At 34.6% G+C, this 17,084-nt stretch carries 10 protein-coding genes; 9 read left to right on the top strand and 1 reads right to left on the bottom strand.

The features are described 5' to 3' along the window. Positions 1-16: 16 nt before the first annotated feature. On the top strand, positions 17-1,639 hold the full coding sequence (locus QE431_RS12875) for a UxaA family hydrolase (RefSeq protein ID WP_057116186.1): 1,623 nt from the start codon (positions 17-19) through the stop codon (positions 1,637-1,639). A gap of 351 nt (positions 1,640-1,990) precedes the next feature. Here the strand turns inward: QE431_RS12875 and QE431_RS12870 are convergent, their stop codons facing one another. Further along, positions 1,991-3,019, bottom strand: coding sequence for a LacI family DNA-binding transcriptional regulator (locus QE431_RS12870; protein WP_057116185.1), 1,029 nt, complete (start codon positions 3,017-3,019; stop codon positions 1,991-1,993). A gap of 285 nt (positions 3,020-3,304) precedes the next feature. Between QE431_RS12870 and QE431_RS12865 the strand changes: the two genes are divergently transcribed. The 8 genes from QE431_RS12865 to pelA all read left to right on the top strand — a co-directional run bounded on the left by QE431_RS12865 (position 3,305) and on the right by pelA (position 17,035). Continuing rightward, positions 3,305-4,750, top strand: coding sequence for a glycoside hydrolase family 28 protein (locus tag QE431_RS12865; protein WP_307296497.1), 1,446 nt, complete (start codon positions 3,305-3,307; stop codon positions 4,748-4,750). Between the two features lie 33 nt (positions 4,751-4,783). Next, positions 4,784-7,888 carry a TonB-dependent receptor gene (locus QE431_RS12860; protein WP_057116183.1) on the top strand — a complete coding sequence of 1,035 codons (3,105 nt, stop codon included), beginning with the start codon at positions 4,784-4,786 and terminating at the stop codon, positions 7,886-7,888. A gap of 12 nt (positions 7,889-7,900) precedes the next feature. After that, a complete protein-coding gene (locus tag QE431_RS12855) occupies positions 7,901-9,574 on the top strand; it encodes a RagB/SusD family nutrient uptake outer membrane protein (RefSeq protein WP_307296494.1) in 1,674 nt (557 codons plus the stop codon). A gap of 100 nt (positions 9,575-9,674) precedes the next feature. After that, positions 9,675-10,613, top strand: coding sequence for an alpha/beta hydrolase (locus QE431_RS12850; RefSeq protein ID WP_307296491.1), 939 nt, complete (start codon positions 9,675-9,677; stop codon positions 10,611-10,613). Positions 10,614-10,644: 31 nt separating this feature from the next. Continuing rightward, complete coding sequence (locus QE431_RS12845; RefSeq protein WP_307296488.1) at positions 10,645-11,865, top strand: glycoside hydrolase family 105 protein; 1,221 nt, start codon at positions 10,645-10,647, stop codon at positions 11,863-11,865. A 22-nt stretch (positions 11,866-11,887) separates the two neighbouring features. Continuing rightward, a complete protein-coding gene (locus QE431_RS12840; protein WP_281865918.1) occupies positions 11,888-13,111 on the top strand; it encodes a glycoside hydrolase family 105 protein in 1,224 nt (407 codons plus the stop codon). A gap of 327 nt (positions 13,112-13,438) precedes the next feature. After that, positions 13,439-15,028 carry a glycoside hydrolase 43 family protein gene (locus tag QE431_RS12835; RefSeq protein WP_307296485.1) on the top strand — a complete coding sequence of 530 codons (1,590 nt, stop codon included), beginning with the start codon at positions 13,439-13,441 and terminating at the stop codon, positions 15,026-15,028. Between the two features lie 6 nt (positions 15,029-15,034). Next, positions 15,035-17,035, top strand: a complete 2,001-nt coding sequence (gene pelA / locus QE431_RS12830) for a pectate lyase (RefSeq protein WP_307296481.1) — start codon at positions 15,035-15,037, stop codon at positions 17,033-17,035. Positions 17,036-17,084: the final 49 nt, after the last annotated feature.

The raw sequence follows: 17,084 nt of genomic DNA, 5'->3' as shown, positions 1-17,084 counted from the left end.
AGAACAAAGGTTAATTATGGCAACGCAGAAAAAATTAATAAAAGTTCATCCTACTGATAACGTAGCGGTAGCTTTGGTAAATCTTACAGCAGGCGAAGTAATTGATTTTGAAGGAGAATCAATTACTGTTGAGTCTGATGTAAAAATGAAACATAAGATTGCAATGGTTCCTTTTAATGTAGGAGACAGAATCATTATGTACGGTGTTTTGGTAGGAAAAGCTAGTGCAAGAATCGAAAAAGGAGGATTGCTTTCTACTTTAAACGTAAAACACGAAAGTGATAAAGTTACTGGTAAAACAGAAACTATTGGCTGGAATGCGCCAAATGTTGATAAATGGAAAGACAGAACGTGGCAGGGCTATCATAGAGAAGATGGACAGGTTGGAACAGAAAATGTATGGTTATTTTTTCCATTAGTTTTTTGTGAAAACAGAAACATCGAAATCTTAAAAGATATCTTTGAGAAAGAGTTGATGAAACCTAAAGAAAACGATTATCAATTGTTGTTGCGTTCTTTAGTAAAATCAGAAACTGGCGGAGCAGGAAATCAAGAAGCGTCAAACGATGCTAACTTGTTCAATAATATTGAAGTTAAATTCATTACACATCAAGGTGGATGCGGTGGAATTCGTCAAGATTCTCACAGTTTAGCGAAGCTTTTGGCTGGTTATGTAAACAATCCAAACGTGGCTGGAGCAACGGTATTAAGTTTAGGATGCCAGAATCTTCAAATTTCAATTTTTAAAGAAGCTTTAGATGCGATAAATCCAAACAGTAAAAAACCTGTTTTAATTTACGATCAGCAGTCTATCGGGACAATTGAAACGATGTTGAGCAGTGTGGTAAAAGATACTTTTGAAGCTATTAAAAAGGCAAACGAAATTAAGAGACAACCAGCTCCATTATCTAAATTAAGAATTGGTTTAGAGTGCGGTGGATCTGACGGATTTTCTGGAATTTCTGCAAACCCAACGTTGGGAGTGTTATCGGATCATTTGGTTGCTTTAGGAGGAACTACAATTCTTTCTGAATTTCCAGAATTATGCGGAGTAGAACAGGAATTAGTAAACCGTTGTGTAGATGATAAAGATGGAAAACGTTTCTTAGATTTAATGCAATGGTACGAAAAAACAGTTGTAGATGCAGGTTCAGGATTTGACATGAATCCGTCACCCGGAAACATCAAAGACGGTTTAATTACAGATGCAATGAAATCGGCTGGTGCGGCTAAAAAAGGAGGAACTTCACCAATTGTAGGAGTTTACGATTATGGAGAATATATTAATGAAGCAGGATTTACATTGTTATGTACTCCTGGAAACGATGTGGAATGTACAACTGCAATGGTAGGTTCTGGAGCTAATATGGTATTGTTTACAACAGGTTTAGGAACTCCAACAGGAAACCCAATTGCGCCAGTTGTAAAAATTTCATCAAACACACAGTTAGCGAATAAAATGTCTGATATTATCGATATTGATACTGGTGGAATTATCACTGGAGAAAAATCAATTGATGAAATGGCCGACGAAATGTTAGAATTTATTATTGATGTTGCCAGCGGTAACATTAAAACTAAAGCTGCAATATTAAATCAAAACGATTTTATTCCTTGGAAAAGAGGGGTTTCGCTTTAATTTTTAGGCGCTAAGGTTCTAAGGAGCAAAGTGACAAAGGTTTATATAGAAGACGCACAATATAGTGCGTCTTTTTTTTTTTGTTAGGTTTATCCGTAGAGACGCACTGCAGTGCATCTATTTTTTATAGAGAGAGCTCCAGTGGAGCAAAATATTTATAGCATTACAATATGACAAGCAAAAGAAGCTCCAGAGGAGCGACATAAATCTAGGCTGTAGAAAAATATGTCGCTCCTCTGGAGCTGTATGCTGTGAATGTTTATTCTTTCCTATAAATATTTTGCTTCTCGAAGCCTGCATAAAAAAAGCCCATTCTAAAATGAGCTTATATAACTTATATAAGGAAAAAAATTAAAAATTAGTTTTGGTAGAAGATTTACGAATATGTAATTCTGGTGCAAGAACCACCTTTTTTTCGATTTTAATAGTATCTGTTTTATCGACTTGTTCTAAGAAAACGCGGGCAGACATTCTTCCCATTTCCAATGGTGACTGATCTACAGATGTGATAGATAATTCCATGAATTTTGTAAAAGGCTCATTACTAAAACCAGCCACACAAAAATCGTTTGGAATATTGATATTGCGCTCTTTTAATTCTTGAATAGCTCCTAATGCAGCAAAATCACTCGAAGAAAATATAGCATCGGGAGGAGTTTCTAATTGCAAAAGTTTATCCACAGCTTCTTTTCCAGCATCGACAGCACTTTTGGTGTAAATAACATATTTTTCATTAAATTCTATTCCGTTATCAAGTAAAGCTTGTTTGTATCCTAAGAAACGGTTTTTAAAGATGTCCAGCGATTGATCTCCAGAAAAGTGAGCAATATTTCTACAGCCTTCATCAATCAAATGTTTCGTGGCTAAATAACCTCCTTTAAAGTCGTTAATAGTGACAGAGCTTACGCCATCGATGTGCTTGCTTCTATCAAAAAATATCAGCGGTACATTTTTTTCTAATACATTTCTAAAAGCGCTGTCATTTTCGTCAGAAACACCAGTTACAGACATCATAATTCCGTCAACCTGCGCATCTACAAGCGTATGAAGGTTTTCATTCTCTCTCTTAATGCTTTCATGTGTTTGACATATAATAACCTGATAGCCATGAGGATAAAGTTCTTCTTCAATTCCCCTGATAACAGAGGCAAAGAAATTGCTGTCAATACGCGGTACAATAACTCCGATATTATTACTTCGACCACTTTTTAAAGCCAGCGCCAATTTGTTCTGCTTATAGTTCATCGCCGCTGCGGTTTTAATCACCAGCTCACGGGTAGCCTCCTTAATTTTAGGATTATTATTTAGTGCTCTAGAAACTGTTGCAGCAGTGATATTTAGTTTTTCAGCAATATCGTAAATAGTTACTTTTTCACTCATTAAAAAAAGTTTTATCGGATTATTTTAGACAAAAATACATTTTTTTTTATTACGCAATATAAAATGTTATCGATTACCATAATTAATAACTAAAACGTTTTATATTTTACAATGATAATAAATTATGTGTTTTTTTAAATTAAATGTAATTATATTTTATAATAAAAATTAAATATATAATTTTTTTATAAATTAATTTGGTGTCTTAGAACAATTTTTCTACTTTCGTGTAATCGATTACACAATTGCTTGCGTTTTCGACTTTAAACAAGAAAATACGACTAAATGATTCCTCCTAAAAACCTCACATTTAATTGGATTGTATTTTTAACTGCTTTTACTGTAGTGGCGGTATCATGCGCAAAGAGAACCTCTTCTGTTTCTTCTAATGCATTGAATCCGTGGAAAAAAATGGATTTGGTTTTAAAAAGTATTCCGCAAACACATTTTTTGGATAAAGTATACAACATAAATAATTTTGGTGCTGTTGCAGATGGAAAAACGCTTAATACGGAAGTTTTTCAAAAAGCAATAAAAGAATGTGCGGCAAACGGAGGCGGACAGGTTTTGGTTCCAAATGGGAAATATCTAACTGGAGCTATACACTTAGAAAGTAATGTGAACCTGCATTTAGAAGATCACGCTGAGATTCTTTTTAGTTTAAATCCTAAAGATTATCCAATCGTTCATACCTCTTGGGAGGGAACAGAAGTAATGAATTACTCTCCTCTTATTTATGCAAAGAACAAAACCAATATTGCTGTAACTGGAAAAGGTACTTTAAACGGTCAGGCTGACAGCACCAATTGGTGGATTTGGTCTGGCGGAAAAAATTACGGCTGGAAAAAAGGGATTCCGTCTCAAAATGATCCGACAAACCGTGAAGTATTGGTCGATATGGCTGAAAAGGGAGTTCCTGTTGCCGAACGCATTTTTGGTGAAGGAAGATATCTTCGTCCAAATTTTATTGAGTTTTTTGAATGCAATACCGCATTAATCAAAGATGTTACAATCATAAATTCTCCTTTTTGGATTTTGCATCCAATTAAGACAAACAACATGATTATTGATGGCGTAACGGTTAACAGCCATGGACCAAATAATGACGGCTGTGATCCTGAGTATTCTCAAAATATTGTAATTAAAAACTGCACTTTTAATACCGGCGACGATTGTATTGCAATAAAATCCGGCCGCGATGCCGATGGAAGAAGAGTGGCAATTCCGAGTAAAAATATAATTGTGCAAAACTGTAAAATGATCGACGGCCATGGCGGTGTTGTTATTGGGAGCGAAATTTCTGCAGGTGTAAATAATGTATTTGTTGAAAATTGTGTAATGGACAGTCCCAATCTGGATCGCGCCATTCGTATCAAAACCAACTCTAAAAGGGGTGGCATTATCGAAGATATTTTTGTTAGAAATCTTGAAGTCGGCACTGTTAAAGAATGTGTTTTAAAATTAAACATGTTTTATAATGTATACGGATCACAAACTGGGAATTTTATTCCAACCATTAGAAATGTAAGTTTAGAAAACGTAAATGTGAAAAACGGTGGCAAATACAGCGTTTGGGCAGAAGGATATGCAGCATCTCCAGTGGAAAATATTACCCTTAAAAACGTGAAAATTCAGAAAGTAGATTCTGTTTATTTATTAAAAAACGTAAAAAACATAAATTTTATAAATACCTACATCAATGAGAAAAAAGTAGAATCAATTAAACACTAAACACTATCAATTAACCAAACTTTAAACCAGACTATGAATTTTAAAAAACTATCAAAGAAAAAAGAAAAATACAGCTTTGTATTTTTATTTTTCCTGAATTTACTGCTGTGTAATACAACAAATGCACAGTCAGTACTAATTGAAGGAAAAATTACCGATGCCGCGGGACTATCACTTCCTGGAGTAAATATTCAGGAAAAAGGAACTAAAAACGGAACTTCAACAGATTTTGAAGGAAGTTTTAAAATGAATGTAACTAATCCAAAAGCCACTTTGGTTATTAGTTATTTAGGCTTTCAAACGCAAGAAGTTACTATTGCCGGAAAATCTAAAATTAACGTAAGTCTTGCAGAACAATCCAACTCTCTAAATGAAGTTGTTGTGGTTGGTTATGGCTCTGTTAAAAAAACTGATTTAACAGGATCTATTAGTACAATCAGTGCTGCAACTATTACGGAAAGAAATACTACAAGCCCATTAGAGGCAATTCAAGGAAGTACACCAGGGGTTCAGATTTCATCTGCTTCAGGACGTGCAGGAGACGGATACAAAGTGGTAATCAGAGGAAATAATTCATTAGTTGGATCATCACCATTATATATCGTAGATGGTGTTCCAGTTGATAATATTGACTTTTTGAATCCGCAGGATATTTCTAGAATGGATGTTTTAAAAGATGCCTCTTCGGCTGCAATTTATGGTTCGCGAGGAGCGAGTGGTGTTATTATCGTAACAACAAAAAGCGGTGCAAATGTAAAATCTGGAATCAACGTAACTTTTGATACTTCTTATGGTAATAAAACTGCCGTGAGAATGCCAAAAATGATGAACGGAGCAGAATGGTGGAAATTCCATCAGGTTGCCTATATGAGTGCAACACCTCAAACACAAACACCTGCGCAATTAGCAGCTTTAGCAGGAAATCAAAGTCCATTATTAGTTTCCCGCGCTAACAACGGTTATAATTTTGACTGGACAGATGCTGTTCTTAAACCAGGTATGACTCAAAACAATTATTTAAATGTTACAGGACGTTCAGATTCTGGTTTGAGCTATAATTTAGGATTTGGTGTTCAAAGCGATGAAGGACTTATCGAAAATGATTCGACTGATAAATATTCTTTTAAATTGGGATTGAACCATAAAATCAATGATAAATTTACTACTGGGGCCAACATTACTGTTGCACGCCTTGATACACAATTAGGAAGTGATTTAGCAATGCAGGACGCTTTCAGATTAAGTCCGCTGATGTCGCCTTGGGCTGTAGATGCACAAGGAAATGAGAAAGTAGGAACACTGTTTTTCCTTCCAGGAAAATTAACTTATCCAGATGGTTCATGGGCAATAAACAAAACCAGTACTGTAAACCCATTAATGGAAATTGCCAATTCATCTCAAACAGAAAAAACATGGCAGACAGTTGGAAATGTTTTCTTCCAATACCAGCCTTTAAAATGGCTTTCGTTTAAAACAACATTTGCAGGAGGTATCGAAAACACTGTTACCAGTACAGCTTATAAAGCGCAGACCAATGCAGGTGTAACCTTAAACGGAAAAAATTCTGCATCAATTAAAAACTTCAACAACTTTAACTACACTTGGGATAACCAGATCGATTTAAAACACACATTTAAAGAAGTACACGATTTTAGTGTTTTATTATTACAGAGTTTGTATTCAAATGTTGATGAAACGTCTTATTTATATTCTAACAATCAGCCTTTTGATGTTGGATCAAATAATATGGGATCTGGAGTTCAGACGAGTTATAACATAAGTTCTGGATATCAAAAGAACACTTTAAGTTCTTATGCAGTTCGTTTAAATTATACATTTAAAGACAAATATCTTTTAACAGCTTCTACAAGATGGGATGGTTCTTCTGTTTTATCTGAAGGTAATAAATGGCAGAGTTTCCCTTCTGTAGCTTTAGGATGGAAAATTAGCAAAGAATCTTTCTTAGCAAATAGCTCAGTTATTTCAGATTTAAAACTTCGCGCAAGTTTAGGTTATACAGGAAACGACAACGTGGCACCTTATACTTCTCAGGCTTTATTGAATCAGCAGACTTTTTATGCAAATGGAGCGAATGTAGTTTCGGGCTGGCAGTCTGAAAATTTAGCGAATCAGAACTTAACTTGGGAAAAAACACGAGAGTTAAACTTTGGTCTTGATTACGGATTCTTAAATAACAGAATCACAGGTTCTGTAGATGTTTATGACAGATTATCAGATAAATTAATTTATAAACAAGAACTACCTCTTGAAACAGGTTATAAAAATACATTTTCTAACGTTGGATCTGTTAGTAATAAAGGGGTAGAAGTTCTTTTAACTACAAAAAATATCAAAAGCAAAAATGTAAATTGGGAAACTACTTTCACGTTTACTAAAAACGTAAATAAATTAGAGTCAATTTACAATCAGGATCAAGTAAGTGATATTGGAAACAAATTAATTTTAGGATCTGAATTAAATCCAAACTACAATTACGTTTATGACGGAGTTTGGCAGGAAAGCGAAGCTGCACAAGCTGCGTCATACGGAATGGCTCCAGGGCAGGCAAGACCAAAGGATTTGAACAATGACGGTAAATTCAATCAAGATGATAGAACTGTAATCGGAAATGCTAATCCAGACTGGCAGGGAAGTTTATATTCTAAATTGACCGTTGGTAATTTTGATTTCAATTTCTCAGTTTTAACGAGTCAAGGACAAACAGTTTTAAGTACTTTCCACCAAAACTTTGCTGATGTGAGCGACCGTGGACGTCAGAAATTAGCAATGGATTACTTTATTCCAACAAACGGGACAGGAATTGAGGCTAATGCAAATAATACAAACCCAAGACCAGGCCCGGTAGCTACTGGAGCTGGAGCTTATTGGACTTCTTTATTTGGGTACTACAGAGACGTTTCTTACGTAAAAATTAAAAATATATCTTTAGGATACACATTAGATTCTGAATTATTGAAAAGGCTTAAAATAAGTAATTTAAGAATTTATGTGAATGTTTTAGACCCATTTGTATTTACAGATTTTGATGGATATGATCCTGAATGGGCTGGTGCTGCCTTTGGAGTAAACCGTCCAGCATCAGTGACTACACAATTAGGATTAAGTGTTAAATTTTAATAAGGATATCAAATGAAAAAATTCATCATAATATTAGGAATCATTGCAGGAACCTTAAGTTCTTGCAGTAATTATATCGAAGAAGAAAGTTTGTCAAATGTTCCAGCTGATGGAACTTATAAAACAGCGGCAGGTTTTCAGTTATTAATAAACACAAACTATGCTTGGCTAAAAAGTATTTACGGAGGAAATCCATGGCTTTTTGAAGCAGGAACTGATATGTATGCGGAAGGAAGAACTCCAGAACCAGCAGGTTTGAGCCAGTACACGCTTTTAATTCCGTCCTCAGACAATGTTGCCGATTTGTACAGACCATGTTATCAGTTAATTCAATCAGTGAATAAAGCAATTTATTATTCAACTGTGACCGAGCAAACTTCTAATTTAAATACACTTTTAGGTGAAGCTAGATTTTTAAGAGCTCAGGCTTATTTTCTATTAGTTCAGACTTATGGTGGTGTGCCAATTGTAAGCGAGAATATTACAAGCCCAGTTTTATCTTTTACAAGAAACAGTGCAGAAGAAGTATACGAACAAATTATTTCAGATTTAGATTTTGCTTTAGCTAATGTTGGAACTGCTGCTTACAGCACATCTGGAAAAGTCAACAAAAGAGCTGTAAACGATTTATTAGCAAAAGTATATTTAACAAGAGGATATGAAACTTTTGGTAAAGCGGATGATTTTTCAAAAGCTGCCGCTTATGCCGATGCTGCAATCGCTGGACAAACTTTAGCTATCGCTTTCGATCAGCTATTTAAACCAGGAAATGATTTAAATGCAGAAACGATTTTTTCTGTACAGTACGACAAAGCTTCAACAAGTACAGATCCGACGAAATTGGGTAACAACCAGTTTTACTATTTCAGTTCTTATTTAGGAGGGGCAGAAACTGGAGCGCCACTAAGAAGTTACAATTTATGTCCTACAGATTATGCACTAGGTTTATACGAAAAAGGTGATGCAAGATGGAATGCTACTTTTATGACAGAAATTTTAGAAGGGCCTGAAACAACAAATGGCGTTACAAAAACTATTTTATACTATCCATATTACAGAAGTTCAAACCCAGCTTCATTAAAAGTGAGACATTTTTACGAGCCAAAATGGTTTACTCCAGCAGATAAAACAGCTTGGATGACAGCAAATGCTTCTAGGTTAGCTTCGACATTTGTGTACCATCCTTGGGGAGAATACTCTGCAGCACATACGTTAATTAAAAACTTAGACTGCTACACTATTCCAGTTAAGAAATTTGATGATCCAGACCCAACTACTCCTTCAAGCACAGGACCTGTAAGTACAAGAGATATCATTGTAGCAAGATTGGGAGAAACTTATCTTGTAGCTGCTGAAGCCTATTTAAAAGCTGGAAATCCGGGAACTGGATTAGATCGTTTAAACGAAGTGCGCAGAAGAGCAGGAGTAGCCAATGTAACTTTAGCTCAATTTAATATCGACTATATCCTAGACGAAAGAGGAAGAGAGTTATTAGGAGAATACAAACGCTGGTTCGATTTAAAGCGTACTGGAACTTTGGTAGCGAGAGCTTCAGCTCATAATTATAAAATAAAAGAAGCAAATTTTGTTGGTGTTGACGGCAAACTTAAAATTTTAAGACCAATACCACAATCTGCTTTAGATTTAAACCAAAATAAAGATTTTCCTCAAAATCCTGGTTATTAGTAATTTTTTTAGTTTTTTGAGAATATTGTTTTTTTGAAGTAGTTAAGAAAGAGTTTGACTATTTGTCAAGCTCTTTCCTTAACTTAAATTAAGAATTGAAATGCAGAAAGTGAGATTAATTTTAATAGTATTTTTTTATGTAATTGCAGTTCAAAGCCAGCAGTACAAGATTGATACGTCTTATACAATTAAAAGCACTTTTACTAAATTGATTAAGAAATATCCTTTTATCACAATTCCAGAAATTAAGCCCAATCCAGACGTTACAGAAATGTTTGATTTGGTTTATAATAAGGAACAAGATAGGACATTGCATTTTGATGCATTTGTAAATACCAAAAAGAAAAAGAATCCAGTCGTAATAATGATTCATGGCGGAGGATGGAGATCTGGAAATAAAAACCAAATGCAGTTTTTAGGAAAAGAGATCGCATCAAAAGGGTATTCTTGTTTTGCCATAGAATATAGGTTGTCGCTGGAAGCCAAATATCCAAGGGGTGTAATTGATGTAAAAAATGCAATCAGATTTATAAAAGACAATGCAGGAAAATTTAATGTAGATCCTAATAAAATTGCGGTTTTAGGCTGTTCGTCAGGAGGTCAAATGGCAGCTTTAATAGGAACAACAAACGAATATCCGATTTTTGAAGATAAAACTTTTAAAAGTAAACATTCATCAAAAGTTAATGCGATTGTCGATATAGATGGAGTATTAGCATTCAAACATCCAGAATCATCAGAAGGAGATATGGCTGCCTTTTGGCTTGGCGGAAAATCAGATGAAATTCCAGAAAACTGGAAAAATGCCTCTGCATTAACTCATACCGATAAAAATACACCGCCGATATTATACATCTGCAGCAGCATTCCGAGATTCCATGCAGGACGCAATGATATGATTAAAATTTTGAATGAGAATAAAATCTATAATGAAGTGCAGACAATTCCAGATTCGCCGCATTCGTTTTGGTTTTACGAACCTTGGTTTGGACAAACAGTTTCGTACACCGTACGATTTTTAGATAAAATTTTTAAGTAATTTAGAATAAAAATGAAAACCAATACAAACTATGCATAAATCTCTTTCTAAAAAGATTACTATAAAAGCCGTAATTATTTTACTGCTTATTTTCGGTGGGAAAAGTATGGCTCAGAATCAAAATGATTCAGAAAAAGCTGTTGTTCCTTACGATTTAAAATGGTCCGAAAGAACTGCAATTACCATTTTAAACAAATATCCACAGGCGTGGCAGCTCGACGGAAACGAAAAACCAAAATGGGATTATAAAATGGGATTTGTATTGTCTGGTTTTGAGAAATTATATCAAAAAACAAACGACAAAAAGTATTTGAATTATATCAAAGAGTATGTTGATGGAATGATTGACAGCACTGGAAATATTAAAAAATACGATATCAAAGAATACAATATTGATTATTTAAATCCGGGAAAACTGCTTTTCAATTTATATGACATTACAAAAGATTCCCGCTATTTACAAATTATTGGGAAGCTGCGAAATCAGCTGGAAACACAGCCAAGAACAGCGAGCGGAGGATTTTGGCACAAGCAGATTTATCCAAACCAAATGTGGATTGATGGTTTGTATATGGCAGAACCTTTTTATACGCAGTTTACGGTTAAATATGAAAAGGGAAAAAGTTTAGACGACATCGCTAAACAATTTGAATTGGTTCATAATCATATTGTAGATAAAAAAACAGGTTTAGTTTATCATGCTTGGGATGAAAGTAAAGAAATTGCTTGGGCAGATAAACAAACAGGAACTTCGCCAACGATTTGGGGACGTGGAATAGGATGGTACATGGTTGCACTGGTTGAAACCTTAGATTATTTTCCGAAATTACATCCAAAGTATAAAGTTTTGGTAGAATATTTGAATCAGATTTCAAAGAATGTAAATCAGTACAAAAGTGAATCTGGATTATGGTATCAAGTAGCAGATAAACCAGAACTGTTTGGAAATTATGTTGAACCATCAGCTTCAGGAATGATTATTTATGCTTTTGCTAAGGGCGCTAATAAAGGCTATTTACCCAGCAGTTATAAATCGACAGCTAAAAAATCATTTGACAGTTTTGTAAAAGAATTTGTAAAAGTTGATAAAAAAGGAGAAATAAATATTCTGAATGTTTCTTCGAATGTAGGTTTAGGAGGAAAACCTTTTCGAGACGGAACCAACCAATATTACCTCACGGCAAAACCAAAAGAAAATGGCGCAATAGGCATAGGAGCATTTTTATTGGCCGCAATAGAATTAGAAAAATAAAAGAATTTAAATATATTTTGAAATGAAAAATACTAGAAAACAAAGTTATTTGATGTCGGTTTTAATGATCTGCGTTATGACATTTACAAGTTGTAAAGTAACTTCTCAAGAACCAGCAAAAAAAGATATTGTAATAGGAAAGAATGCGAAGTGGTCAGATAAAATGGCATTAACTTTAATGAAACGCCATCCAGAAGCATATATGCTGGACGATGCCAAAAAACCAAAATGGGATTATGTACATGCTTTAGTTTTACATTCTATCGAAGAATTATACAAAAAAAATCCAGATCCTAGATACAAAGCTTACGTAAGAGGTTACGTAGATGAGTTGGTTCAAGCTGATGGAACTATTAATACATACGAATTTGATAAATACAATATCGATTTGGTTTTACCAGGGCGTTTACTTTTTGATGTTTATGAGTCTTCAAAAGAAGATAAATACTTAAAAGCAATGCAGTTAATTCGTAAACAGCTTACAGAACAGCCAAGAACACAAAGTGGAGGATTTTGGCACAAGCAAATCTATCCAAATCAAATGTGGTTAGATGGTTTGTATATGGGAGAGCCATTCTACGCAGAATATACTGCTAAATTTGAAAACGGAAAAAGCTTTGATGATATCGCCAAACAATTTGAATTGATTCAGCTTCACGCGACAGATCCAAAAACAGGATTGTTATACCACGGATGGGATGAAAGCAAGCAAATGCCTTGGGCAGATAAACAAACAGGAAATTCTCCAAATTTTTGGTCTAGATCATTAGGATGGTACGTAATGGCTTTGGTTGATGTTTTAGATTATATGCCAAAAGATCATCCAAAACAAAAAGAATTGGTGAAATATCTAAACAATGTTTCGGAAGCATTACTTAAATTTCAGGATAAATCTGGTTTGTGGTATCAAGTTACAGACAAAGTTGATGGAAAAGGAAATTATTTAGAGGCTTCTGGTTCGGCTATGTTTTCGTATGCTTTTGCGAAAGGAGCAAACAAAGGATATTTACCAGCTAAATTTAAAAAATCAGCCAATAAAGCTTTTGACGGATTAACTAAAGTTTTAATCAAAAAAGTAGATGAAGATGGCGGAATCACTTTAACAAACTGCTGCCAAGTTGCAGGTTTGGGAGGAACTCCATATCGTGATGGATCTTACGAATATTATGTAAACGAAAGAAAAAAAGACAACGATCCTAAAGCTACAGGACCTTTTATTTTAGCAGCTTTGGAGTTGAATCGATAATTGTTAATTGTTAATGGTTGATTGTTAATGGTTGATTGTTAATGGTTGATTGTTAATGGTTGATTGTTAATGGTTGATTGTTAATGGTTGATTGTTAATGGTTGATTGTTAATGGTTCATTGTTTATGGTTCATTGTTGATTTTTAATTTTTAATTATTAATTGTTAATGATTGATGGTTGAATTTAATTGAATACTTGGAGTAGAAATTTTTGTTTTCTGGAGCGAATTCGAAAGGTCGCATGAAGCTCTGCTAAGAATAATAAATAGAATCCTGACAGGTTTTTAAAACCTGTTAGGATTTCTTTGAAAGACAATACTTTTAAAAATGAAAAATATAAAAATCATCACTTTTCTTCTTATAGTTTTTTCTTTACAGAAGAATAGTGCGCAAGTCTGGGTGCCTGATAATGGAGATGGAACTTATACAAATCCAATCATTCATGCCGATTATTCAGATCCAGATGTTGTTCGCGCAGGCGATGATTATTATATGACAGCTTCATCGTTTAACTGTAATCCGGGATTACCAATTTTACATTCTAAAGATTTGGTGAACTGGAAAATTGTTGGATATGCACTTACCAAACAGCCGCCCTTTGAAACATACAATAAAGTACAGCACGGAAATGGGGTTTGGGCGCCCAGCATTACTTATCACAATAATGAATTTTATATTTATTATCCAGATCCAGATTTTGGAATTTATATGATTAAAGCCAAAAAAGCAGAGGGACCTTGGTCTGAACCGCTTTTAGTAAAAGCCGGTACAGGATTAATAGATCCGAGTCCGCTTTGGGATAATGATGGTAAAGCTTATTTAGTTCATGCTTTTGCGGGAAGCCGTGCGCAGATTAAGAGTTTACTGGTAATCTGCACCATGAATTGGGAAGGTACAATTGTGAATAATGACGAAGTAATGGTAATTGATGGGAATGCTGGTGAAGAAACAATAGAAGGACCAAAATTTTACAAACGAAATAATTACTATTACATTTTTGCACCAGCTGGCGGTGTTCCTACAGGCTGGCAGACTGTTTTAAGATCTAAAAATGTTTTTGGACCTTATGAAAAGAAAAAGGTTCTGGAACAAGGATCGACAACTATAAACGGTCCGCATCAAGGCGCTTGGGTAACAACTCCAACAGGCGAAGATTGGTTTTTTCATTTTCAGGATAAGGGTGCTTACGGACGAATTGTTCATTTACAGCCAATGAAATGGATAAACGACTGGCCAGTTATGGGAGAAGATTTTGATAAAAACGGAATTGGAGAACCAGTTACCACTTATAAAAAGCCAAATGTAGGAAAGAAATATTCAATCGAAATTCCAGCAACTTCAGATGAGTTTAACGAGCCAAAATTAGGATTGCAATGGCAGTGGCAGGCCAATAAACAAATCAATTGGGGATTTCCAACAAGTTTGGGATACTTTAATTTGTTTTGCAATACCACGACGACAAACATTTTTAATGCTCCAAATTTATTACTGCAAAAATTTCCGGCAGAAGAATTTACAGCAACTACTAAACTAACTTTTAATGCTAGGTTAAATGGCGAATCTACAGGATTAATCATTATGGGATTGGATTACAGTTATCTCTGTTTTAAAAACGATAACGGAAAATTATACCTGAATCAGAAAACTGGAACTTTTGCTGATTCAGTCTCACAAACCGAAACAAAACCCATATCAATAGAAAGCAATACCATTTACCTTAAAGTAAAAATAAAAAAGGGCGGAATCTGCAGTTTCTTCTATAGTTTAGATGATAAAAATTATCAAGTTATAGGAAGTGAATTTACAGCAAGAGAAGGAAAATGGATTGGCGCCAAAGTTGGTCTTTTTGCTTTAGGCGAAGAGGTGAAAAATGATTCTGGAAATGTTGAAGTAGATTGGTTTAGAGTAACGAAATAATAAGAAATGATGCAGTTAAAAAAACAAATACTATTTTTTTTATGTCTTTGCAGTGTTGCTGTAAATTCTCAGAATACTTATAAAAACTGGTCTGAAATTATTCGTAAGAGTGATGCAGCTTGGTTTGCTTCGGCGGATGCCAAAAGAATAGCAGAAAACGTTCTACTGTACCAACGAGATATTGGTGGCTGGCCAAAAAACATACAAATGCAGCAAGAGCTGACTGAAAAGCAAAAGAAGGATCTAATAGCGCTTAAAAAAACAGCCCTAGAAACCACTACAGACAATGGAGCAACTTGCCAGGAAATGCTTTTTATGTCAAAAATATATGCTCAGGTAAAAGACGAACGTTATAAGGAGTCTTTCTTAAAAGGATTAAATTATTTACTAGAAGCCCAATATGAAAATGGAGGCTGGCCTCAATTTTATCCCTTAAAGAAAGGATATTATACGCATATTACCTACAATGATGATTCGATGGTTAATATTCTAAATGTAATAAAATCGGTGGCTGATGAAACCAATTATTACAGTATTAAACCTTCAAAAGAAGTTGTTGAAAAATGCAAAAAAGCATTTAATAAAGGAATCGACTGTATCTTAAAAACACAATACAAACAAAATGGAGTTTTAACAGCATGGTGCGCTCAGCATGACGAAATTACTTTAGCCCCAGCAAATGCAAGGGCTTTTGAATTGGCTTCTTTAAGCGGTTATGAATCGGCAAAAATTGTATTGCTTTTAATGTCTTTAGAAAAGCCGTCAGCAGAAGTTGTGACTGCAGTCAAAAGTGCTGTTGCTTGGTTTGAAAAAACTAAAATTACCAATTTAGAAGAAAAAAGAGTTGTAAACGATGCAGGGAAAGTAATAGATAAAAAAATGATTCCTGCTGTAAATGCTGGGCCTATTTGGGCAAGATTTATGGATTTGGAAATCAATGAACCTTTCTTTTGCGATCGTGACGGAATCAAAAAGAAGTCGATTGATCAAATTGGAGCAGAAAGACGAAACGGTTATTCATGGTATTCTGATGCGCCAAAAGAAGTTTTAAAAAGATTTCCAGATTGGGCAGTAAAAAACGGGACAAAAGTTTCGGCTTCAGAAAAGAAAAATGTAACCCTAATTACGGTGGCACAAGATGGTTCTGGAGATTTTACAAAAATTCAGGATGCAGTATATGCGTGTCCAGCGTTCCCTTATGAAAAAGTTACTATTTATGTAAAAAATGGAACTTACAACGAAAAAGTCCGTATACCAGAATGGAACACGAATGTAATTTTAAAAGGCGAAAGCAAAGAAAATACAATCATTACTTTTGATGATAACTTTTCAAAAATTAGTTTAGGTCGAAATAGTACCTTTTATACGTACACACTTTTGGTAGAGGGAGATGATTTTTCGGCTTTAAATTTAACTATAAAAAATACTTCAGGAGAACGTGGTCAGGCTATTGCATTGTCTGTTGTGGCAAATCGAGTTAAAATTTCAAATTGTAACCTTTTAGGAAATCAAGACACTTTGTATTTATCAGGAAAAGACGCAAAGCAGTATTTTAAAGATTGTTATATAGAAGGAACAACCGATTTTATTTTTGGAGGTGCCACAGCTTTATTTGAAAATTGTATTATACACAGTATTAAAAGTTCATACATAACTGCTGCTTCAACTCCAGAAGGAACTGATTTTGGTTTCGTTTTCAAAAATTGCAAACTAACGGCAAATCCTGAGGCGAAAGATGTTTACCTGGGAAGACCATGGCGTATTTATGCCAAAACGGTTTTTATTAATTGTGAAATGGGTAAACAAATTAAAGCAGAAGGCTGGGAAAATTGGGCAAAACCAGAAGCAGAAAAAAAGGCCTTTTATGCAGAATACAATTGTAAAGGTGAAGGTTTTCAACCGTCGCAAAGAGTGAAATGGTCGCATCAACTTTCTAAAAAAGAAGCAGATCAGTATTCAATAGAAAATATTCTAAAAGACAAGATCTTGAATTGGTATTTGAGGTAGAGTTTTAGTCCCAGTTTTCAGTCTCGGTCTCAGTTTGAAAACTGTGACT

It is taken from the genome of Flavobacterium sp. SORGH_AS_0622 (genome assembly GCF_030818825.1).
In the GTDB taxonomy this organism is placed as follows: Bacteria; Bacteroidota; Bacteroidia; order Flavobacteriales; family Flavobacteriaceae; genus Flavobacterium.
The sequence above is the reverse complement of the archived record's forward strand: the minus strand, read 5'-3'. Positions and strand labels throughout refer to the sequence as shown.